At 60.0% G+C, this 22897-nt stretch carries 18 protein-coding genes and 1 pseudogene; 11 read left to right on the forward strand and 8 right to left on the reverse strand.

Annotated features, from left to right (window positions below; translation table 11 throughout):
• Window positions 1-92: 92 nt before the first annotated feature.
• Window positions 93-293 (reverse strand): hypothetical protein, encoded by a 201-nt coding sequence (locus PSEBG33_RS27010; RefSeq protein WP_003189295.1) that lies wholly within the window; start codon window positions 291-293, stop codon window positions 93-95.
• Between the two features lie 566 nt (window positions 294-859).
• On the opposite strand from PSEBG33_RS27010, the gene pcaR reads away from it, so the two are divergent.
• The 11 genes from pcaR to pcaC all read left to right on the forward strand — a co-directional run bounded on the left by pcaR (window position 860) and on the right by pcaC (window position 11672).
• Complete coding sequence (pcaR, locus tag PSEBG33_RS19670; RefSeq protein WP_005785864.1) at window positions 860-1702, forward strand: pca regulon transcriptional regulator PcaR; 843 nt, start codon at window positions 860-862, stop codon at window positions 1700-1702.
• Between the two features lie 145 nt (window positions 1703-1847).
• Window positions 1848-3188 (forward strand): MFS transporter, encoded by a 1341-nt coding sequence (locus PSEBG33_RS19665; RefSeq protein WP_005785866.1) that lies wholly within the window; start codon window positions 1848-1850, stop codon window positions 3186-3188.
• Window positions 3189-3458: 270 nt separating this feature from the next.
• The gene (locus tag PSEBG33_RS19660; RefSeq protein WP_005785868.1) at window positions 3459-4316 is read left to right on the forward strand and encodes a CoA transferase subunit A; all 858 of its coding nucleotides are present in this window, start codon (window positions 3459-3461) and stop codon (window positions 4314-4316) included.
• Complete coding sequence (locus tag PSEBG33_RS19655) at window positions 4316-5095, forward strand: CoA-transferase subunit beta (RefSeq protein WP_005785870.1); 780 nt, start codon at window positions 4316-4318, stop codon at window positions 5093-5095. The genes PSEBG33_RS19660 and PSEBG33_RS19655 overlap by 1 nt, the downstream gene beginning before the upstream one ends.
• Window positions 5092-6294 (forward strand): 3-oxoadipyl-CoA thiolase, encoded by a 1203-nt coding sequence (pcaF, locus tag PSEBG33_RS19650; RefSeq protein WP_194440661.1) that lies wholly within the window; start codon window positions 5092-5094, stop codon window positions 6292-6294. The genes PSEBG33_RS19655 and pcaF overlap by 4 nt, the downstream gene beginning before the upstream one ends.
• A gap of 17 nt (window positions 6295-6311) precedes the next feature.
• Window positions 6312-7016, forward strand: coding sequence for a protocatechuate 3,4-dioxygenase subunit beta (gene pcaH, locus PSEBG33_RS19645; protein WP_005785874.1), 705 nt, complete (start codon window positions 6312-6314; stop codon window positions 7014-7016).
• 1 nt (window position 7017) lies between these two features.
• Window positions 7018-7584: a protocatechuate 3,4-dioxygenase subunit alpha gene (gene pcaG / locus PSEBG33_RS19640; RefSeq protein ID WP_005785876.1), complete on the forward strand. Its 567-nt coding sequence runs from the start codon at window positions 7018-7020 to the stop codon at window positions 7582-7584.
• A gap of 212 nt (window positions 7585-7796) precedes the next feature.
• On the forward strand, window positions 7797-9092 hold the full coding sequence (locus tag PSEBG33_RS19635) for an MFS family transporter (RefSeq protein ID WP_005785878.1): 1296 nt from the start codon (window positions 7797-7799) through the stop codon (window positions 9090-9092).
• Between the two features lie 10 nt (window positions 9093-9102).
• A complete protein-coding gene (locus PSEBG33_RS19630) occupies window positions 9103-10467 on the forward strand; it encodes a 3-carboxy-cis,cis-muconate cycloisomerase (protein WP_005785880.1) in 1365 nt (454 codons plus the stop codon).
• A gap of 10 nt (window positions 10468-10477) precedes the next feature.
• A complete protein-coding gene (gene pcaD / locus PSEBG33_RS19625) occupies window positions 10478-11269 on the forward strand; it encodes a 3-oxoadipate enol-lactonase (protein ID WP_005785881.1) in 792 nt (263 codons plus the stop codon).
• Window positions 11270-11279: 10 nt separating this feature from the next.
• Complete coding sequence (gene pcaC, locus PSEBG33_RS19620) at window positions 11280-11672, forward strand: 4-carboxymuconolactone decarboxylase (protein WP_005785883.1); 393 nt, start codon at window positions 11280-11282, stop codon at window positions 11670-11672.
• A 66-nt stretch (window positions 11673-11738) separates the two neighbouring features.
• Here pcaC and PSEBG33_RS19615 read toward each other — a convergent pair whose 3' ends face one another.
• The 7 genes and pseudogenes from PSEBG33_RS19615 to PSEBG33_RS19590 form a co-directional block, all read right to left on the reverse strand.
• The gene (locus tag PSEBG33_RS19615) at window positions 11739-12872 is read right to left on the reverse strand and encodes a hypothetical protein (protein ID WP_005785884.1); all 1134 of its coding nucleotides are present in this window, start codon (window positions 12870-12872) and stop codon (window positions 11739-11741) included.
• 240 nt (window positions 12873-13112) lie between these two features.
• Window positions 13113-14012, reverse strand: a complete 900-nt coding sequence (locus tag PSEBG33_RS19610) for a polysaccharide deacetylase family protein (protein WP_005785886.1) — start codon at window positions 14010-14012, stop codon at window positions 13113-13115.
• An 82-nt stretch (window positions 14013-14094) separates the two neighbouring features.
• Window positions 14095-14930: pseudogene (locus PSEBG33_RS27905) on the reverse strand (OprD family outer membrane porin).
• Between the two features lie 159 nt (window positions 14931-15089).
• Window positions 15090-16595, reverse strand: coding sequence for a M91 family zinc metallopeptidase (locus PSEBG33_RS19605; protein WP_005785893.1), 1506 nt, complete (start codon window positions 16593-16595; stop codon window positions 15090-15092).
• Between the two features lie 250 nt (window positions 16596-16845).
• The gene (locus PSEBG33_RS19600) at window positions 16846-18096 is read right to left on the reverse strand and encodes an OprD family porin (protein ID WP_005785895.1); all 1251 of its coding nucleotides are present in this window, start codon (window positions 18094-18096) and stop codon (window positions 16846-16848) included.
• 183 nt (window positions 18097-18279) lie between these two features.
• Window positions 18280-19737 (reverse strand): AdeC/AdeK/OprM family multidrug efflux complex outer membrane factor, encoded by a 1458-nt coding sequence (adeC, locus tag PSEBG33_RS19595; protein ID WP_005785897.1) that lies wholly within the window; start codon window positions 19735-19737, stop codon window positions 18280-18282.
• A complete protein-coding gene (locus tag PSEBG33_RS19590; RefSeq protein WP_005785899.1) occupies window positions 19734-22895 on the reverse strand; it encodes an efflux RND transporter permease subunit in 3162 nt (1053 codons plus the stop codon). The genes adeC and PSEBG33_RS19590 overlap by 4 nt, the downstream gene beginning before the upstream one ends.
• Window positions 22896-22897 lie beyond the last annotated feature (2 nt).

Consider the following 22897-nt stretch of genomic DNA (forward strand, 5'->3'; position numbering starts at 1 on the left):
AGCGACTGACCAACGGGCGCTGACGCAAGGGGCTCCCTGCCGGTGGCGGACCGGCAGAGACAGCAGGGCCCTGCCTACTCGCACCGAAGCGCTTATGGCTCTTCGGTTTTGAGTTCCTGTTCGATCTTCTGGATTTCCTGGGCAAATGCCTGATCCAGCAGGCTGGCGCGTTTGCGCCATGGCTTGCGTTCCGGCTCAGGTTGCGCGGCGTAGGTGGTGACTTCTCCGCCGTAGACGTCCTTGTAACGTTGCTCCTGGCGCTCAAGTTCGGCGCGCAGTTCATCTTTCGTCACAGTATTACCTAATTGTGTGAAGTTTATTGATTGCGCAGTGTCGCGCTTCAACAGTCGTCCTCGGGCGATTCCAAATAAAACAGTAGAAAACCGTTCAAGTTGAAAAGCAGGCCTGAGGGCAGTTCTTTTAAGCGGCTACTTGTGGCCGGCGCGGCTTACGTCCTCCAGCGCCTGGCGAGCTCCCATCCCGATAGTGATACCGGGCCGACCTCTGCACAGGTTGCATTATAGCGGCGCATTTGAATAACGCTATCATCATAAAGTTAAAAAGCGTCAACGGTGCAGGGGAGGGTGTTATGGGTGGGCATCACTATTTGTGAACAGCGTCATCATATTGTCGCCACCGGTTCTAAATAAAAGCGTAAATGTCCGCACTTCCCAGGTTCATCAGGCAAATCTGAAACTTGGCCGCGGCGGCGGCTGCCCTAGCCTGACAAATTGCGATAATCGCATGATCGTCCGATAATCGCCCAATGTTGCTGGCGCTGGCTTGTGCATCGCGACCGGCCCGGCTTGTAATAGCGGCCAACCCTCCCGTGGTAAGAACAAGAGACAGGACCCTGGAAATGAACGATCAATTGCGCAACTCCTTCGCATCAGTGGCGCCGCCGATCGTGGCTTCACCGGCCAAGCGCATCCAGGCGTTCACCGGTGATCCGGACTTCATGACGTCCCTGGCCCGTGGCCTGGCCGTGGTGCAAGCGTTCCAGGAGCGCAAGCGTCACCTGACCATCGCCCAGATCAGCCACCGCACGGAAATCCCCCGCGCCGCTGTGCGCCGTTGCCTGCATACCTTGATCAAACTCGGCTACGCCACCACGGATGGGCGTACCTACTCGCTATTGCCTAAAGTGCTGACGCTCGGTCATGCCTATTTGTCGTCCACACCGTTGGCCGTCTCGGCCCAGCCTTATCTGGACCGCATGAGCGAGCAGCTCCATGAAGCCTGCAACATGGCCACCCTTGAAGGCGACGATATTCTCTACATCGCACGTTCGGCCACGACTCAGCGTCTGATTTCCGTGGACCTTTCAGTCGGTGGTCGGCTGCCGGCCTATTGCACGTCCATGGGGCGCATCCTCCTGGCGGCCCTGGATGATGCCTCGCTGCAGGATTACCTCGACCACGCAGACCTGCAAACCAAGACCAGCCGCACGCTCACGACTCCCGAAGCCTTGTTCGAGTGCTTGCAACAGGTACGTCAGCAAGGCTGGTGCATCGTCGATCAGGAATTGGAGCAGGGCCTGCGTTCCATCGCGGTGCCGGTGTATGACGCATCCGGCCAGGTGTTGGCCGCACTGAACGTCAGCACCCATGCCGGGCGCGTCAGCCGCAGCGAGCTGGAACAGCGTTTCCTGCCGAGTATGCTCACCGCCAGCCGTGAGTTGAGCGCGCAACTGTTTGCCTAAGCTGTTCGGTGACCGCACAGATCCCGGTCGGCTCGATTGACGGTGTTTCCCCTGGCTTATTAATGTGCGGCAGCGCTTCAAAGCGCCGCCTAACAATAATGATGACCTGAGGTCATCGGCCCGCCATCGGTGTGGAATAAAAATAATGAATCAGCCTTCTGTCGGTACCACCCTGGACGTGCAGTCCTTCATCAACACCCAGCCATTGTCACGCTACCAGTGGCGCGTGGTGATCCTGTGTTTCCTGATTGTCTTTCTTGACGGCCTCGATACGGCGGCGATGGGTTTTATTGCGCCGGCCCTGTCCCAGGACTGGGGCATCGACCGCGCCAGCCTTGGCCCGGTGATGAGCGCCGCGTTGATCGGCATGGTGTTCGGCGCACTCGGGTCCGGCCCGCTGGCCGACCGCTTTGGTCGCAAAGTCGTGTTGGTCGGTGCGGTACTGGTATTTGGCGCGTTCAGCCTGGCCTCGGCCTACAGCACTAATGTCGACCAGTTGCTAGTGCTGCGCTTTCTGACCGGGCTGGGTCTGGGCGCGGGTATGCCCAATGCCACGACCTTGCTCTCCGAATACACCCCCGAGCGTCATAAGTCGTTGTTGGTCACCAGCATGTTCTGCGGTTTCAACCTGGGCATGGCCGGTGGTGGGTTTATCTCGGCCAAGTTGATCCCGGCGTTTGGCTGGCACAGCTTGTTGCTGATCGGCGGCATCCTGCCATTGATCCTGGCGGGGGTGCTGTTGGTGTGGCTGCCGGAGTCGGCGCGTTACCTGGTAGTGCGTAATCGCGGTACCGACAAGGTACGCAAGGCCCTGGCACCCATTGAGCCCAATATCGTGGCCCAGGCCGGCAGCTTCAGCGTGCCGGAGCAAACAACCGTCAAGGCTCGCAACGTGTTCGCGGTGATTTTCTCGGGCACCTACAGCACCGGCACCTTGCTGCTGTGGCTCACTTACTTCATGGGCCTGGTGATTGTTTACCTGCTGACCAGTTGGCTGCCCACCTTGATGCGCGACAGTGGCGCCAGCATGGAGCAGGCGGCATTTATCGGCGCGTTGTTCCAGTTTGGCGGGGTGTTGAGCGCAGTGGGCGTGGGCTGGGCGATGGACCGGTTCAACCCGCACAAAGTGATCGGTACTTTCTACCTGCTGGCCGGGGTGTTTGCCTACGCGGTAGGGCAAAGCCTTGGCAATATCACTTTATTGGCAACGTTAGTGCTGATCGCCGGGATGTGCGTCAACGGTGCGCAGTCGGCGATGCCGTCCCTGGCCGCACGTTTCTACCCCACCCAGGGGCGTGCTACCGGTGTGTCGTGGATGCTTGGCATTGGCCGCTTCGGCGCGATCCTGGGCGCGTGGATGGGGGCCACCTTGCTGGGCCTGGGCTGGAATTTCGAGCAGGTGCTCACGGCACTGGTGATTCCGGCGGCACTCGCCACTGCAGCCGTGTTGATCAAGGGCATGGTCAGCCATGCCGACGCCACTTAAGCCTTGATGGGACTCAAATGTGGGAGGGGGCTTGCTCCCGATTGCGGGGTGTCAGTCAAAAAATTTGTTGGCTGATCCACCGCTATCGGGAGCAAGCCCCCTCCCACATTTGAATTGCGTTCGCTTAGACGATTAGCTAGACAACAATCCGTTCGATAATCGAACGCTGAGTCGATTATCGGATTGTTCGGCCCATTTACCCGGCTTAATCTTCAAGCACTTCGGCGCCACCTCAGCGCCTTTTTCGATCAACACCGGGAGCCCAACCCCATGGCTGAAATCCTCACCCTGCGTGATGCGGTCAAGCGCTTTGTGAACGACGGCGATACCGTCGCTCTCGAAGGTTTTACCCACCTGATCCCTACGGCCGCAGGTCATGAAATCATTCGTCAGGGTAAGAAAGACCTGACGCTGGTGCGTATGACGCCCGACCTGATCTACGACCAATTGATCGGTGCTGGCTGCGCGCGCAAGTTGATTTTTTCCTGGGGCGGCAACCCGGGCGTGGGCTCCCTGCATCGTTTGCGCGACGCGGTGGAGAAGCAATGGCCGCAACCGCTGGAGATCGAAGAACACAGCCACGCCGACTTGGCCAATGCCTACGTCGCCGGTGCCTCGGGCCTGCCGTTCGCGGTGCTGCGTGCCTACGCTGGTTCCGACTTGCCCAAGGTCAACCCACTGATCAAGACCGTTACGTGCCCATTCACCGGCGAAGTGCTGGCGGCGGTGCCGTCGGTACGTCCGGATGTCACCGTGATTCACGCGCAGAAGGCCGATCGCAAGGGCAACGTGTTGCTCTGGGGCATTCTCGGGGTACAGAAGGAAGCGGCCCTTGCGGCTCAGCGTTGCATTGTCACCGTGGAAGAAATCGTCGATGACCTCAATGCGCCGATGAACAGTTGCGTGTTGCCGACCTGGGCACTGACTGCGGTGTGCCATGTGCCGGGTGGCGCACATCCTTCCTACGCTCACGGCTACAACGAGCGGGATAACCGCTTCTACCAGGCGTGGGATCCGATTGCTCGCGACCGTGGGACCTTTACCGCCTGGATTGATGAATTTATCCACGGCACTGCTGATTTCAGCGAGTTCCAGGCCAAGCTGGCCACCGCGCAGGAGGCCAAGTAATGACCTACTCCACCAATGAAATGATGACCGTCGCCGCTGCACGCCGTTTGAAGAACGGCTCGGTGTGCTTCGTCGGTATCGGCCTGCCGTCCAAGGCCGCCAACCTGGCGCGGCTGACGTCCTCACCCGATGTGGTGTTGATCTACGAGTCTGGCCCGATTGGTGCCAAGCCCAGCGTGTTGCCACTGTCGATCGGCGATGGCGAACTGGCCGAGACCGCCGACACTGTGGTGCCCACCGGTGAGATCTTTCGCTATTGGCTGCAGGGCGGGCGCATTGACGTGGGCTTTCTCGGTGCGGCCCAGGTCGACCGTTTCGGCAATATCAACACCACCGTGGTCGGTGATTATCACCAGCCCAAAGTGCGTTTGCCGGGTGCCGGTGGCGCGCCGGAGATCGCCGGTTCTGCCAAGAGCGTGCTGATCATCCTTAAACAGTCGTCCCGTTCGTTTGTCGACAAACTGGACTTCATCACCTCCGTCGGTCACGGCGAAGGTGGCGACTCACGCAAGCGTCTTGGCCTGCCCGGTGCCGGCCCCGTCGGCATCATTACCGACCTGTGCATCATGGAACCGGAGGAGGGCAGCCATGAGTTCGTGGTCACCGCGCTGCACCCCGGCGTGACCCGCGAGCAAGTGGTCGCTGCCACCGGCTGGGCGATTCGCTTTGCCGACCAGGTCAGCACCACGGCAGAACCGACCGAGACAGAGCTGACCGCGCTGCGCGAGCTTGAAGCTCGCACCGCCGCCGCCCATGGCCAAGCACCGGGAGAAGCCTGATGCGCGAGGTATTTATCTGTGATGCCATTCGCACACCGATCGGTCGTTTCGGCGGTGGGCTGTCCACGGTGCGTGCCGATGACCTGGCGGCGCTGCCGATCAAGGCCCTGATCGAGCGCAACCCGTCGGTGAACTGGGACGCGGTGGACGAAGTCTTCCTGGGCTGCGCCAACCAGGCCGGCGAAGACAACCGTAACGTGGCGCGCATGGCACTGTTGCTGGCGGGGCTGCCGGAGAGCATTCCGGGCGTGACCCTCAACCGTCTGTGCGCCTCGGGCATGGATGCCATTGGCACGGCCTTTCGCGCTATTGCCAGTGGCGAAATGGAGCTTGCGATTGCTGGCGGCGTCGAGTCGATGTCCCGTGCTCCGTTCGTGATGGGCAAGGCCGATGCAGCGTTTTCGCGCAGCATGAAGCTGGAAGACACTACCATCGGCTGGCGTTTCATCAACCCGTTGATGAAGGCCCAGTACGGTGTGGATGCCATGCCGCAGACCGCCGATAACGTCGCCGACGACTACCAGGTTTCCCGCGCCGACCAGGACGCTTTCGCCTTGCGCAGCCAACAGCGTACCGCCGCTGCGCAAGCCGCCGGTTTCTTCGCCGAGGAAATCGTGCCGGTACGGGTCGCCCATAAAAAAGGCGAAACCCTGGTGGAACACGATGAACACCCGCGGGACACCAGCCTGCAAGCCCTGGCCAAACTCAAGCCGGTCAACGGCCCGGACAAGACCGTCACCGCCGGCAACGCTTCGGGGGTCAATGACGGTGCTGCTGCGCTGATTCTGGCATCCGCCGATGCCGTCAAGAAGCACGGCCTCACAGCCCGCGCCCGGGTGTTGGGCATGGCCAGTGCCGGTGTCGCACCGCGCGTAATGGGCATCGGCCCGGTGCCGGCGGTGCGCAAGCTGGTGGAACGCCTGGGGTTGGCGGTCACCGACTTCGACGTGATCGAGCTTAACGAAGCCTTCGCCAGCCAGGGTCTGGCGGTGCTGCGCGAGCTGGGTATTGCCGACGATGCACCTCAGGTCAACCCGAACGGCGGTGCCATTGCGCTGGGTCATCCCCTGGGCATGAGCGGTGCACGGCTGGTGTTGACGGCCCTGCACCAGTTGGAAAAAACCGGCGGCAGCAAAGGCTTGGCGACCATGTGCGTGGGCGTCGGCCAAGGCCTGGCCCTGGCGATTGAACGCGTCTAATAAAAGAGGATGGCTCCATGAGTGACAAGCCTGGTTACCGGCGCCCGCAAGCGGGCACTCAACCTGATTACCTGCACCCGGCGTATCAGTCGACGAACCTGCGTTCGCCGTCCCAGCCGTTGGTGTTCCTGCCCCATTCATTGTCGGAAATCACCGGCCCGACGATCGGCGCCGAGCGCATCAATGACAAGGACAACGACCTGACCGCCCAGCATGAAGGCGAGCCCCAAGGCGAGCGCATCATCATTCATGGCCGTGTGCTGGACGAGAATGGCTTGCCGGTGCCGGGCATTCTCGTGGAGATCTGGCAGGCCAACGCCGCCGGGCGCTACAACCACAAGCGTGACCTGCACGACGCGCCGCTGGACCCGAACTTCACCGGCACCGGGCGTACCGTTACCGACGCCGATGGCTGGTACCAGTTCCAGACCATCAAGCCCGGCGCCTACCCGTGGGGCAACCATCACAATGCATGGCGCCCGGCGCATATCCACTTTTCGCTGTTCGGCCCCAGTGTGCTGACGCGCTTGGTGACGCAGATGTATTTCCCTGGCGACCCATTGCTCGAATACGACCCGATCTACAACTGCGTGCCGGATACCCGCGCCAAGGAACGCCTGATCGCGCGTTTCGACCTGGAAAAAACCGTCCCTTCCTACGCCCTCGGTTACCGCTGGGACATCGTCCTGCGCGGCCGCGACGCCACGCCGATGGAGAAATGAGATGACACTCAACGCGACCACGTCCCACACCGTCGGGCCGTATTACCACATCGGCCTGACCTGGCTGAACCGTGAAGACATGACCGTAGCCGCCACACTCGGCGAGCGCGTGGCGATCAGCGGCCAGGTAGTGGACGGCAACGGTGATGTCGTCAACGACGCCATGCTGGAAGTCTGGCAGGCCAATGCTGCCGGTAAATATGACCACCCTGAGGACGAGCAAGACAAGGCGGTCGATCCGCACTTTGAAGGTTTTGGCCGGGTGCCGGTGGATGCCGAGGGGCGCTTCCGCTTTACCACCATCAAGCCAGGCAGTGTGCCGGGATTGAAAGGCACGACTCAGGCGCCGCATCTGGTGGTACTGGTGTTTGCCCGTGGGTTGGTAAAGCACTTGCTCACGCGGATTTATTTTGACGGTGAGGCACTCAACGGCGATGACCCGCTGTTGGCGTGTGTACCGGCTGAGCGTCGTAGCACCTTGATTGCCAAGGCGGATGCGCAGGGTGTGTATCAGTGGAATGTGATTTTGCAGGGGACAGACAAGGAAACGGTGTTCTTCGATTACTGAGTTGGCTGTAGGGCCTCATCGGGGGCAAGTCGAATCGTCGCACCGCCCCTCCCACACTGACCGAGTAGAGTTCAGACAACTCGGTCAAATGTGGGAGGGGTCTTGCTCCCGATGAGGCCCTCCCAGTCACTACATACCCAAAAGTCTGCTTGCGGAACATGGTTGTTGCAAAGTATGTCTAGGCTATAACCGTTCCCACTGAGTAAAAAACCATGACAACAACAACGAGTCACTACACCGGAGAAGAACGCCGCAAACGGATTTTTGCGATTGTCGGGGCTTCCTCCGGCAACCTGGTCGAATGGTTCGACTTCTACGTCTACGCCTTCTGCGCAATCTATTTTGCCCCGGCGTTTTTCCCCTCGGACGACCCCACGGTGCAACTGCTCAACACCGCCGGTGTGTTCGCCGCCGGGTTCCTGATGCGGCCGATCGGCGGCTGGCTGTTTGGCAGGGTGGCCGACAAGCACGGGCGCAAAAATTCGATGATGATCTCGGTGCTGATGATGTGCGCCGGTTCACTGGTTATCGCTTTCCTGCCCACCTATAACGACATCGGTGCCTGGGCGCCGGCGCTGCTGTTGGTGGCGCGGCTGTTCCAGGGTTTGTCGGTGGGGGGCGAGTACGGCACCACGGCGACCTACATGAGTGAAGTTGCGCTCAAGGGCCAGCGCGGTTTCTTTGCCTCGTTCCAATACGTGACCCTGATCGGCGGCCAGTTGCTGGCGGTGCTGGTGGTGGTGATCCTGCAACAGATCCTCAGCGAAGAAGAACTGCGTGCCTGGGGCTGGCGCATTCCGTTTGTAATCGGCGCCATCGCAGCGGTGATCTCCCTGCTGCTGCGTCGCACCCTGAAAGAAACAACCAGCAAGGAAATGCGTCAGGACAAGGACGCCGGCAGCATCGTCGCGCTGTTCCGTGACCACGGCAAAGCCTTCATCACTGTGCTGGGCTACACCGCTGGCGGCTCGCTGATTTTCTACACGTTCACCACTTACATGCAGAAGTACCTGGTTAACACTGTCGGTATGCACGCCAAGACGTCCAGCTACATCATGACCGGCGCGCTGTTTCTGTACATGTGCATGCAGCCGCTGTTCGGCATGTTGGCCGACAAGATCGGGCGACGTAATTCCATGCTCTGGTTCGCCGGCCTTGGCACCTTGTTCACTGTGCCGATCCTGTTGACCTTGAAAACCGTGACCAGCCCGTTCCTGGCGTTTGTACTGATCACCCTGGCCTTGGCGATTGTCAGCTTCTACACCTCCATCAGCGGCCTGGTCAAAGCCGAGATGTTCCCGCCCCAGGTGCGTGCCTTGGGTGTGGGCCTGGCATATGCCGTGGCTAACGCGGTGTTTGGCGGTTCGGCGGAAGTGGTCGCACTGAGCCTGAAATCCATCGGCATGGAAAACACCTTCTATTGGTACGTCACTGCGATGATGGCGGTGGCCTTCCTGTTCAGCTTGCGCCTGCCTAAACAGGCGGCGTACCTGCATCACGATTTGTAAGGGATGAGTTATGACGCTGCGCACGAGCAATCAACTGTTCGACGCTTACTTCACCGCCGCCAGCATGGCCGAAGTGTTCTGTGACCAGGGACGCTTGCAGGGCATGCTGGATTTCGAGGCGGCGCTGGCCCGGGCCCAGGCTCGGGTCGGGCTGATTCCCCAGGCTGCCGTCGCGCCGATTGCCCAGGCGTGCCTGGCTTCGCTGTATGACGTCGATGCGCTTGGCGCGGCCATTGCCACGGCGGGTAATTCGGCGATTCCAGTGGTAAAGGCGCTGGGCAAGTTGATCGCCAGTGAAGAGGCCGACGCCGAGCGTTATGTGCACCTGGGCGCGACCAGCCAGGATGTGATGGACACCGGCCTGGTGCTGCAAGTGCGCCAGGCGCTGGTGTTGATCGAGGCGGATTTGGCGCGCCTGGGGGACGTGCTGGCTGCCCAGGCGCAGCGTTACGCCGCTGTGCCCCTGGCCGGACGCACCTGGCTGCAGCACGCGACGCCGGTCACCCTGGGCATGAAAATCGCCGGTTGGCTGGGTGCGGTGACACGCAGTCGCCAGCGCCTTGCCGAATTGAAACCGCGCCTGTTGGTGCTGCAATTTGGCGGTGCGTCCGGCACCTTGGCGGCGCTCGGCGAACACGCCATGCCTGTTGCCGAAGCCTTGGCCGCCGAGTTGCAACTGGGCTTGCCGGAACAGCCCTGGCACACCCAGCGCGATCGCCTGGTGGAATTTGCCAGCGTACTCGGTCTGATCGCCGGCAGCCTCGGCAAACTGGGACGCGACATCAGCCTGTTGATGCAAACCGAGGCGGCAGAAGTGTTTGAGCCCGCCGCGCCGGGCAAGGGCGGTTCATCGACCATGCCGCACAAACGCAACCCCGTAGGCGCCGCCGTATTGATCAGCGCTGCCACCCGCGTGCCGGGCCTGGTGGCGACCATGTTCAGCGCCATGCCCCAGGAGCACGAACGCAGCCTGGGCCTGTGGCACGCCGAATGGGAAACCTTGCCAGAGATTTGCCGCCAGGTGTCCGGCGCCTTGCAACAGGCGCTGCTGGTGAGTGAAGGGCTGGAGGTCGATACCGCGCGCATGGCGCAGAATCTGGACCTGACCCAGGGCCTGGTGTTGGCTGAAGCAGTCAGCATCGTGCTTGCCCAACGCCTGGGCCGCGATACCGCACACCACCTGCTGGAGCAATGCTGCAAACGCGCCGTGGCCAAGCAGCGTCACTTGCGCGCCGTGCTGGCGGATGAGCCCCAGGTGACTGCCGAGTTGTCAGCGGCTGAACTGGACCGCCTGCTCGACCCGGCCCATTACCTGGGCCAAGCCCAGACCTGGGTCACGCGTGCCGTGACTGAACACTTTGCGTTGACTGCCTGAGGAGACTGCTGTGGCTTTTGTACAACTCGCCGAGGGCGAATTGCATTACCAATTGGACGGGCCGGTGGATGCACCGGTGCTGGTACTGTCCAACTCTCTGGGCACCGACCTGCACATGTGGGACGTGCAGATCCCGGCGTTCACCGAGCATTTTCGCGTGTTGCGTTTCGATACCCGCGGTCACGGCAAGTCCCTGGTGACCGAGGGGCCCTACAGCATCGAACAACTGGGGCGCGACGTGCTTGCGTTGCTGAATGCGCTGGATATCCAGCGTGCGCACTTTTGCGGCCTGTCCATGGGCGGCTTGATCGGCCAATGGCTGGGCATCCACGCCGGCGAGCGTTTGCAGCGCCTGGTGGTGTGCAATACCGCCGCCAAGATCGGCACGCCTGAGGTCTGGAACCCCCGCATCGAAATGGTCCTGCGTGACGGCGCCGCTGCGATGGTGGCGCTGCGCGATGCTTCGATTGCGCGCTGGTTTACCGCGGATTTCGCTGCGGCCAACCCGCACCAGGCCAAGCAGATCACCGACATGCTCGCGGCCACATCGCCCGAGGGCTACGCCGCCAATTGCGGCGCCGTGCGCGACGCGGATTTTCGTGAGCAACTGTCGTCGATCAAGGTGCCGACCCTGGTGATTGCCGGCACTGAAGACGCGGTGACACCGCCGGCTGGCAGCCACTTTATCCAGCACCATGTGCAGGGCGCCGAGTACGCCGAGTTCTATGCGGCGCACCTGTCCAACGTGCAAGCCGGCGCTGCCTTCAGCGACCGTGTGATCAACTTTCTGCTGGCTCGCTGAGGAGCGTTTTGTGGACGAGAAACAACGTTACGCCGATGGCCTGCAGGTGCGCCGCGAAGTGCTGGGCGATGCCCATGTCGACCGCAGCCTCAATGCCCTGACCGAGTTCAACAGCGAGTTCCAGGAAATGATCACGCGCCATGCCTGGGGCGATATCTGGACGCGCCCCGGGCTGCCTCGGCATACCCGCAGCCTGATCACCATCGCCATGTTGATCGGCATGAACCGCAGTGAAGAGCTCAAGCTGCACCTGCGTGCGGCCGCCAGCAATGGTGTGACCCGCGCCGAGATCAAGGAAGTGCTGATGCAGAGTGCGATCTATTGCGGAATACCGGCGGCGAATGCGACGTTTCACTTGGCCGAGTCGGTGTGGGATGAACTCGGGGTTGAATCGCGCGCGTAATTGGCGAGAAGACCCGCCCGTGATCATCGGGCGGGCAGTATTCATGACATTACGCCAGCGTGGGGTTCAGGCACTGGTCCCGACAGGTTTGTAGTTTTGCGTGGTATAGCGCTGCCTCAAATTGGGCTCTTCTTCACCCGAAACGAACCCGCCGCCACTGTATAAAGTGCCTGCTTTACCCTCGCCCATGTTGATAAAGGCATAGTTCTTTACATTAGAGTCGATGGTGACTTTATCGTCTCCGTCTCCGGCTTGAATGAACAGCCTGGAACCACCTGCTGGATCGTTTTTAATAGGCAGGAGGAATTGTTGCCCATTCACTTCAGCTAACAATGAATTGTCTTCTGCTGCGCTGATACGAATAGTGTCATTGCCGCTGCCGGCGGTGATTTGCATGACGCCGTCGCCGAACTGCCTTGGGTTGGCGTTTGGCGAGAACTTGAATGTGGTCTCGTCATGTTTGAACTCGGCGCCTTTTTGCAGGTGAGGTGCAATGGCGATGATTCCGGGTTGCGAGAATGTTTTCACGCCCGCTGACTCGGGGGCGGAGGTATAGCCATTGGTCCCGGAAACCGTGTGGTTGTCGTTAAGACTCACAGTGGTTTGGAACCAGATGTCGTCTGCAATCGTGACGTGGTCATCGCCACCCTTGGTTTTTATTTCCACGGTCTCGGTCATGCCGCCAGCATTCTGAACCGGTAACAGGTATCGCCTGCCGTTTATTTCTGCGACGACCCCAATGTCCGGAAGACTCTTGAGGTGAACGTTGTCTGCACTATTACCGGTTTCGATGGTGACTTTGTTGCGCAGCATGGGAACGCCGTGAAAACTGCCTTCATGAGCCGTTGCCGAGGTGATCTTGACGTTACCGTTATCGTACGTGTGAGTGGTCGGGGTACTGGTGAGGGCGCGTGGCACTTCGGTGATGGGGCTTGATTCCATGGGCTGTTGTGCTGGAGCCGTGGCTGCGGAATTGACGGGTTTATCCATCGAGGAGTTAACACGCTGGCCGGCCAGCGAGGTAGCAACCTGATCCTTCGCGAAGCGCGCAGATTTGGCGGTGTTCGCCGGTAGAAAGTTATTTTCTCTACGGTGCAGCGGGTGGGGGGAGTCTGAGTGTTTTTTATCGCAGTGAATGGATTTTTCGTTAGGGTTGTAAAGGCTGTGCGAATAGTTGTTCTGTAAGGGAGTTGTCAACATGACTAAGTCCTTTTAAAGGTTGGCAAGCGTGAGAAGGTTGGGCAGTGCGCGGTAAGTCTTGCGAACTACTGATCCGATAGTGGGCGGGAAGGAGTACTGAGTTCCAACGCCACTTGTTTCACTTTCCTACGTATTTAAAAGGCTTATGGTCTGTGGGTGGTTAATGAGGTGGGCGTGGTGGGGCAGGATGGGACTACCTGTCTGACTTAAATATCTTACTGTTGTAATTGTTTGTAGCTTTCAGTGTGAGTCCGCATCCCATATCCAGTTCCATACACCCGGCAGATGGACCTCTTCATTCACATCCTTCACGGTACGTGCCAGTGCTGCGCGTTCCAGCATGGCGTGGTCGGTGTAGAACGGCTCGACACCGGTCTTCAAACCGTTGATCCGCGCGCTGTCCATCAGGATCTGCAAATACTCCTGCATATGCCGGGCGGTGTAGCGGTTGATGTCATGGAAGGTCACTACCACCGGTATCACGCCTTCAACCATCGGCAGTTCACCCAGCGCGATGCGCTCACGCACGACCGACAGCTGCCGATACAAATTGGCCCGCCGGCGCGGGCTGGCGTTGAAGCCCCAGATCTTTCCGTCATTGGCGCTGAGGTCCGTCAGCAGTACGTGCATGCCATGCCGCTGGTAGGCGGCGAAGGTACGGCGGTCGTAGTTCCAGAACGGTGGGCGTACCAGCATGGGCGGCGTGCCGGTGATGGCGGCAATGTCTGCCGTACCTTCGGAAAGGGTGCGTTCCAGCTCTGCATCGTTCAGCCAGCGGTGATTGGTATGAAACGCCGTCGCCGTGTGAAAGGCCAGGACATGGCCAGCGGCGAATTCACGTTCCATGGTCTTGCGCCCCCGAGAACTGCCACCTGAGCGGGCCGCTTCGGTCTGCAGGAAGAACACCGCCTTGATCCCCGGCAACACCGGGTTATTGGCCAGGTCGGCCACTACCGAACGGCTCGGGTTGTTGTAGCCCGAGGCGCTTGGGCCGTCATCGAAGGTCAACAGGAAGCGGATCGGTGCCTGGGCTTGCAAGCGTTGCTGGGTTGCCGGTGTCAGGGCAATGGGCGCGCCGATGCAGCCGCTCAGGCTCAGGGCCAAGGCAAACACTACGCTCGCTGCGGCAAAGGGTTTCATCAGGTACGCAGGCTCGATAAAGGCCGCTGCTGGGGGGATCAGCAGCGGCAGGCGCGCACCATACAGTAAGTCCGGCGCCGGTTCACAGCAGACTTATCGGGTAGCTGACGATCAACCGGTTTTCATCGAATTCGTTGTTGCTGTAGTCGCGGCGCATGCTCGAATTACGCCAGTGCACGGTGAGTTTTTGCAGGCCGACATAGAAGGTGTTGCCGCCGTACCTGGCGGAGAGCAGGCCGGACCAGGTTCTGTTGTCCAGGTTACCTGCGCGGGCGCCGCCATCGTCCTTGCCGTAGAAGAACCCGAGGTTGGAGCCGAGGGTCCAGGCGCCGACAGGCTGGCTGTGGATCAGGTTGAGATACTGCTGGCTGTAGATGTCCTTGAGCTGGGCATTCCATACGCCGACCTGGGTGCGCTTGTCGTTGAAAGCGTACTCGGCACCTTGGAAATTGAAACGGTCGGAAGTGAAGGCGGTTTTGCCGAACATCAACATGTCGCTCATCCCGCGGGCTGTTGGCGCGGAACTGCCCACCATAGAGGGTCAGGCCATCGATTTCCTTCGAGGTGATCTGCCCGCCGTGCAGGTTTTGCGGGAGCGACCGGCCGTCGTCGGAAAGCAAGATCGGCAGCACCGGCATCCATTCGCCCACCTTGACCTCGGTCTTGGAAAACCTCGCTTTGAACGCCACGCCCAGGCGCCCGAACTCATCCGCCGGCCGGCCATGCGTCGAGGATGAAACTCTGCGTCCATTCCTGCGCGCCGCCTTGGGCCTTGGTCGGGATGGTGTAATTGCGGTTGAGGAAGACGTTAAGAAGGTTGAGGTTGGCGCTGGCATCTTCCAGAAAACCGTGTTCTTCGGCGTTTGCAGGGAGGGCCGATGCAGCCGCAAAGGCTGAGGGCCGAGGCCAGAAGTACATGTGCCAGAAAGAAGGATTTCATGGGGCTAGGCTTGTTCAAACGCCACCGTGTATGGGCTCTGCGGTAGCAGGTGGGCACCATACAGCGAGTTCATCGAGCGTGGGTTTGTGCCCTGATCAATGCAACGAGCACGTAGACGGTGGCGTGATGCTCAAGGGTTAGCCGATGTCCACGCCCCTTCGACGCAATGGAACACCCATCCCTTCGCGCAGCGCGTTTTCAAAGAACGGGTAAGGATTGTCAACCCCTGCGCTGTTGGGAACACCGATCGCTTGCAGCTCGTAGTCGTGATCCAAGACTTCCTTGCCGTCGCGGATAACGGGTTTGCCATCGTCGTCGACGGCGGCCGGTCGCCCCGGCAGGAAGGTGCCGGATGCGCCGTTATAGGCGTGGATAATGTTATGGAAAAGCAATGTAGCCTGAGATGTGAATTCAGAGTATTCGATTTCATTGAATCTGATCGCAATCTCGGCATGGGTCGCAACCGATCCGGGTTTACCGTCTACCATAAAGCCCGTGTCGGCGTTGTGCGGATAGTTCTTGGTGCCCTCAGCCTTTAGTTTGTCGACAAATGCGTTCTTGAATATATAGTTGGCAGCCAACTCATGTGGCTGCGCTTCCCGGATCGTAATAGGGTTGCCCGACTGTTGCACAAGCTCATCCATCTTCTTGAGCACTTCCTGTCCTTCAGGCGAGGCCCTTAGTTCTTCCAGGGCTTCCTCAACCTGGGCCATGAAGGCGGTTGAGCCTTTAATGGCAAATGCCTTTTCTCCGGCATTACCAGGTTCGACATATGTGATGTCGGCACCACCGTGGTTATTAATAGTGTCGGTGGGCTTCGCATAAATACGGTCTTGTTGGTTGTGTGCGTGAACGGTGTCCAGGCCTGTGCCGGTATAGAAAGTAGTGCGCTCGTTGCCTACCAGGGTATCGTCACCCTTGCCACCGTTGAGCACATTTATACCTTTGCCTGCATGAATACTGTCATTGCCACCATTGCCGTTAAGATGAACCACTCGGTCCTTGGGACCTTCACCTGCATACAGCACATCATTGCCATCACCACCGGACAGTTGCGCGTTGCCGGTGCCGGCGAGCATCACATCGTTGCCCGCCCCACCGAGGGCAACGCCTAGCTTCGGGCCCATTTGGATGATGTCGTTTCCTGCGCCGCCAAAGATCCTTGTGTAACCGCTGCCCGCGACGATGTGGTCGTCACCGTCCCCGCCATAATAGATGCCGTGACCGCCTCCGCCTGCAATACGGTCGTCGCCGTCACCGCCATTGATATGGAGGATAGCCTTGACACTCGGATCAACGAAAACCTTGTCGTTGCCACCTTTAGTTCTAATGTCCAAAAAGTCGTGTTCGTCCATAGCGGGAAGATCGTAGGACTTGCCGTTCACCAATGCCGAGAGCCGGCCACTAGCGCCAGACCGAATGCTGACTTCATCGGCTTTATCGCTTGTTTCAATCAAAACGGTAACCGCATCCTTGGTTGCTCTGGTCCCGGGGTTGTAGGTAGTAGCGTTGAATTGTCTTATGGCGGCATTTCCATCGTTAGCCAGGTCGACCATTCTGGGTGGGGTTGTCGTGGACGATGTGTCGTACGTCGGCGCTTTTGGGACTTTTTCAAAGGTTGAGATGATGGGGGATGTGTCCATGATTCGTATTCTCTTCATTAGGAACAATGCCTGACGTTATGCAGGCAAGTTCTGTGTGGCGATCAACTACGTATCATTCCGATGCTAATAAATTCATTTTATGTCGTTTGAATACGTAAGAGGGTCAAGTTTCCTGCGCTTGGAACCGCGTAATCGGCCAGCTGAGAATCAACGACCGGCCACCCTTCCAGACGCAGCACTGACTCAACGGCGGTGTCTGTTGCCCTTGCTGGTGACGCTCGCCGAAGTCTTACAGCAGACTTATCGGGTAGCTGACGATCAACCGGTTTTCATCGAATTCGTTGTTGCTGTAGTCGCGGCGCATGCTCGAATTACGCCACCGCACCGTGAGGTTTTTCAGGCCGCCGCTCTGCACGGTGTAGCCCACTTCACTTTCGCGGCCCCACTCCTTGCCGTCCGTGACGGTGCCGGTGTGTACGTTGCTGCCGCTGATGTAGCGGTTCATCAAGGTCAGGCCCGGTACGCCGAGGGCGGCGAAGTTGTAGTCGTGGCGCACTTGCCAGGATTTTTCCTCGGCGTTGTCGTAACTCGAGTTATAGCTGTCGTTGGCCAGGGTGCCGCCGCTGGTGCCGTTGACGCGCATCCAGGCGCTGTTGCCGGTGAGTTTTTGCAGGCCAACGTAGAAGGTGTTGCCGCCATACCTGGCCGAGAACAAACCGGACCAGGTTTTGTTGTCCAGGCTACCGGCGCGTGCGCTGCCGTCGTCCTTGCCGTAGAAGAACCCCAGGTTGGCGCCGAGGGTCCAGTCGCCCACGGGCTGGCTGTGGATCAGGTTGAGATACTGCTGGCTGTAGATGTCCTTGAGCTGGGCGTTCCACACACCAACCTGGGTACGCTTGTCATTGAACACGTATTCGGCGCCCTGAAAGTTGAAGCGGTCGGAGGTGAAGGCGGCTTTGCCGAACATCGACATGTCGCTCATGCTGCCGTCGTCCCGCGGGCTGTTGGCGCGGAACTGGCCGCCATACAGGGTCAGGCCGTCGATTTCCTTCGAGGTAATCTGCCCGCCGCGCAGGGTCTGCGGCAGGGAGCGGCCGTCGTCGGAACGCAAGATCGGCAGCACCGGCATCCATTCGCCCACCTTGACCTCGGTCTTGGAAAACCGCGCCTTGAACGCCACGCCCAGGCGCCCGAACTCATCCGCCGGACGGCCATCATGGTCCAGCGGCAGCAACTGAGTGCCGCCCGTGCCGCGCCCGCCATCAAGCTTGAGCGAGTACAGGCCCAGCACATCCACACCAAAACCCACGGTGCCTTGGGTAAAGCCGGACTTGGCGTCGAGGATGAAACTCTGCGTCCACTCCTGTGCGCCACCCTGGGCCTTGGTCGGGTTGGTGTAATTGCGGTTGAAGAAGAAGTTACGCAGGTTGAGGTTGGCGCTGGCATCTTCAAGAAAACCGTGTTCTTCGGCGATTGCAGGAACGGCAAGACTGCCGACAGCGGCAGCCAGCAACAGCTGGCGCGGGTGAAAAGTGCTCATGGCGTTGGACCTGTTGTTATTGGGTTTATGCAGGTGGCGGCCATGGTGCGCGGCGGTATAGGGGCGATGAAAGTGGGGGAGGGCGGGTTGTGGGCGGTGATCGAACGCAAGTTGGCGAGGTAAAAAACCAGGCATAAAAAAACCGCTTCCGGTAAGGGAAGCGGTTTTCTTACACACGCGCTATCAGAACAACTTCAATGGCGGTGCTTGTTCTTTCAACGGCTCATTCTTGGCGGTCTGCTCATTCCAGCCACCGCCGAGGGCCTTGTACAGGTTGACCTCGCTGGTCAGCTGCGCCAGGCGGTCGGTGATCAGCGATTGCTGGGCACTGAACAGTTGGCGCTGGGCGTCGAGGAAGGTCAGGTTGCTGTCGACACCAATGCGGTAGCGACGCTCGGCCAGGCGGTAGTAATCCTGGTTAGCCTCGACGAAGCCACGTTGGGCATCCAGTTGCTGCTTGTAGGTCTGACGCGCAGCGAGGCCGTCGGAGACTTCCTGGAAGCCGGTCTGGATGGCTTTCTCGTAGTTGGCCACGTTGATCTCTTTCTGGATCTTCGAGTAGTCCAGGCTTGCGCGCAGGCTACCGGCGTTGAAGATCGGGATGTTGATCTGCGGGGCAAACGCCCAGGTACCCGAACCGCCTTTGAACAGGCCGCCCAGGGTTGGGCTGGCGGTACCGGCACTGGCCGTCAGGCTGATGCTGGGGAAGAACGCCGCACGGGCCGCGCCGATATTGGCATTGGCAGCCTTGAGGTTGTACTCGGCCTGCACAATGTCGGGACGACGTTGCAGCAGGTCTGACGGCAAGCCGGCAGGCACTTCGCTGAGCAGGTCATCGGATAGCGGCTTGCTGGCGATATTCGCCGGCAGACCAGTACCCAGCAACAGGGTCAGGCTGTTTTCGTCCTGAGCCACCTGGCGGGTGTAACGCGCCAGTTGCACACGAGCGTTTTCCACCGAGGTGCGCGCCTGGCTGAGGTCCAGCGCCGAGGCCACGCCGACTTCGTTGCTGCGCGAGGTGAGCTTGAAGCTCTGCTCGAAAGCACCGAGGGTGTCCTGGGTCAGCTTGAGCAGTTCCTTGTCGGCCTGCCAGGTCAGGTAGGCATTCGCCACGCTGGCCACCAGGCTGATCTGGGTACTGCGCCGTGCTTCTTCAGTGGCGAAGTACTTCTGCAGTGCTTCTTCACTCAGGCTGCGCACGCGACCGAACAGGTCCAGCTCATAAGAGCTGATCCCCAGGCCCGCCGAGTACTGGCTGGCGATAGACGATTCGCCGGTCTGTGACAGCTTGGCCGGGGTGCGCGAACGGCTGCCGTTACCGGTGGCCGATACCGCCGGGAACAGGTCGGCACGCTGGATCTGGTACTGCGCTGCATAGGCGTCGATGTTCAGGGCCGCGACACGCAGGTCACGGTTGTTCACCAACGCGGTCTGGATCAGCTGTTGCAGGGCAGGGTCATGGAAAAACTGCTTCCAGCCCTGCTCGGCAGCGGCCTGGTTCGGCGCCTGGGCCGACGAATACGCCGGCCCAGGCGGGAACTGTGCGGCCACCGGCGCATCGGGGCGCTGATAGTCAGGTATCAGCGAGCAGCCACTGAGCACGAATGCCGTGACGGCTAGGGAAAGTAGCGACTTGCTCATTGGCCAGCCTCTTTAGGAGTTTCAGTAGTGTCTTTCTTTTTGCGTTCGCCGGCCGAGGACACGGTTGCGTAGAACAGTGGCACCCAGAAAATGGCAAGCACAGTGGCGGTGATCATACCGCCGATCACGCCGGTACCGATCGCGTGCTGGCTGCCTGAGCCGGCACCGCTGGAAATTGCCAGCGGCAGTACGCCGAGCACGAACGCCATGGACGTCATGATGATCGGGCGCAGACGCATCCGGGACGCTTCGATAGCCGCCTCGACAATGCCTTTGCCTTGCTCGTGCAGCTCTTTGGCGAATTCCACGATCAGGATGGCGTTTTTCGCCGCCAGACCCACTGTCACCAGCAAGCCCACCTGGAAGAACACGTCGTTGGACAAGCCCCGCATACTGGTAGCGATCAGTGCACCGATCACACCCAGTGGCACAACCAGAATCACCGCGATCGGGATCGACCAGCTTTCGTACAGTGCCGCCAGGCACAGGAACACCACCAGCAGCGACAGCGCGTACAGCGCAGGCGCCTGGGAGCCGGACAGGCGTTCTTCGTACGACAGGCCTGTCCAGGCATAGCCGACACCGGCCGGCAGTTCTTTGGCAATGCGTTCGACTTCGGCCATCGCATCACCGGTACTGTAGCCTGGTGCCGGGGTACCGAGGATTTCCATCGCCGCTACACCGTTGTATCGCGAAAGCTTGGGCGAACCGTAGATCCACTGGCCCGACGAGATGGCCGACAACGGCACCATCTTCCCGGAGTCGCTGCGCACGTACCATTTGTCCAGGTCTTCCGGCGACATGCGGCTGGCGGCGTCACCTTGTACATACACCTTCTTCACGCGACCACGGTCGATGAAGTCGTTGATGTAGCTGCCACCCAAGGCGATGGCCAGGGTCTGCTGGATGTCCGCGAGGCTGATGCCCTGGGCACTGGCCTTCTCGTCGTCAACGGTCAGCTCGTACTGCGGCTCATCGTTCACGCCGTTAGGACGTACGCCCGCCAACACCTTGCTTTGTGCCGCCGCGCCCAGGAACTGGTTACGTGCAGCCATCAGCTTGTCGTGGCCGACGCCACCCTGGTCTTGCAGGAACACGTCGAAACCGGTGGCGTTACCCAATTCCAGCACCGAAGGCGGCACGATGGCAAATACCATGGCGTCCTTGAAGGCCCCGAAGAAGTAACCCTGGGCACGCTTGGCCACTTCGAATACCGATTGGGTCGAATCACGCTCATCCCACGGCTTGAGCATCACGAACGCAAGGCCCGAGCTCTGGCCTCGACCGGCGAAGTTGAAGCCGTTTACGGTAAACACCGAGTTCACCGACTTGCCTTCGCCTGGCTCGCCTTCCTTGTCGTTCAACAGGAAGGCGCGCATGTCATCGACAACTTTTTGCGTGCGCTCAGCCGAAGCGCCTACCGGTGTCTGCACCTGGGCGAAGATCACACCCTGGTCTTCCTCAGGCAGGAACGCGCTCGGAATACGGGTGAACATCCAGATCATGCCGGCCAGAATCAGCACATACACCAGAAACGCCGGGATCTTGTGCTTGATCATGTTGCCCACGCCGCGCTCGTACTTGAGTACGCCGCTGTCGAAGGTGCGGTTGAACCAGCCAAAGAAGCCGCGCTTGGGCTGGCCGTGCTTTTCCGGATCGATCGGCTTGAGCATGGTGGCGCACAAGGCCGGGGTGAAGATCAGGGCAACCAGTACCGACAACGCCATCGCCGAAACAATGGTGATGGAGAACTGGCGGTAGATCACGCCGGTGGAGCCACCGAAGAACGCCATCGGCAGCAGTACCGCCGACAGTACCAGGGCAATACCCACCAGGGCGCCCTGGATCTGGCCCATGGACTTGATCGTCGCTTCTTTGGGCGACAGATGCTCCTCGGCCATTACTCGTTCGACGTTTTCCACTACCACGATGGCATCGTCCACCAGCAAGCCGATGGCCAGGATCATGCCGAACATGGTCAGGGTATTGATGGTGAAGCCGCACGCCGCCAGGATCCCGAAGGTACCCAGCAATACCACCGGTACGGTCATGGTGGTGATGATGGTGGCGCGGAAGTTCTGCAGGAACAGGAACATCACCAGGAACACCAGCACGATCGCTTCGACCAGGGTGTGAACCACGCCGGAGATCGACTCGGTCACTACCGGGGTGGTGTCATACGGCACTACCGCCTTCATGCCAGGCGGGAAGAACGGCTCCAGGGACTTCACTGTTTCGCGGATGGCCTTGCCGGTGTCCAGTGCGTTGGCACCGGCCGCCAGCTTGATCGCCATACCCGAGGCCGGCTTGCCGTTGAACTGCGCACTGATGCTGTAGTTCTGGCCGCCCAGTTCGATACGCGCGACGTCACCCAGACGAACCTGGGAGCCGTCGGTGTTCACCTTCATCAGGATCTTGGCGAATTCCTCTGTGCTTTGCAGGCGCGTCTTGCCGATGATCGTGGCGTTCAGTTGGGTGCCGGGCAGGGCAGGCAGGCCGCCCAGTTGGCCGGTGGCCACCTGCACGTTCTGGGCCTTGATGGCATTGCTGACGTCCACTGGCGTGAGCTGGTAATTGTTCAGTTTGGCCGGGTCGAGCCAGATACGCATGGCGTACTGCGAACCGAACACCTGGAAGTCACCCACCCCCGCGGTACGGGAGATCGGGTCCTGGATGTTGGACACGATGTAGTTGGAGAGGTCGTCCTTGGTCATGCTGCCGTCTTCCGACACCAGACCGATCACCATCAGGAAGTTCTTCACCGACTTGGTCACGCGGATACCCTGTTGCTGCACTTCTTGGGGCAGCAGTGGGGTGGCCAGGTTCAGCTTGTTCTGTACCTGAACCTGGGCGATATCCGGGTTGGTACCCTGGTTGAACGTCACGGTGATGGTCATGCTGCCGTCGGAGTTACTGTCCGAGGAGACATAACGCAGGTTGTCGATACCGTTGAGCTGTTGCTCGATGACCTGCACCACGGTGTCCTGCACGGTTTGTGCGGAAGCGCCCGGGTAGGTCACCTGGATATCAATGGCCGTTGGCGCAATGGCCGGGTATTGGTTGATGGGCAACTTCAGGATCGAGAGTGCCCCGACCAGCATGATCACCAGGGCAATTACCCAGGCGAAAATGGGGCGGTCGATAAAAAATTTCGACATGG

The sequence above is a fragment of the Pseudomonas synxantha BG33R genome (assembly GCF_000263715.2).
Lineage (GTDB): Bacteria > Pseudomonadota > Gammaproteobacteria > Pseudomonadales > Pseudomonadaceae > Aquipseudomonas > Aquipseudomonas synxantha_A.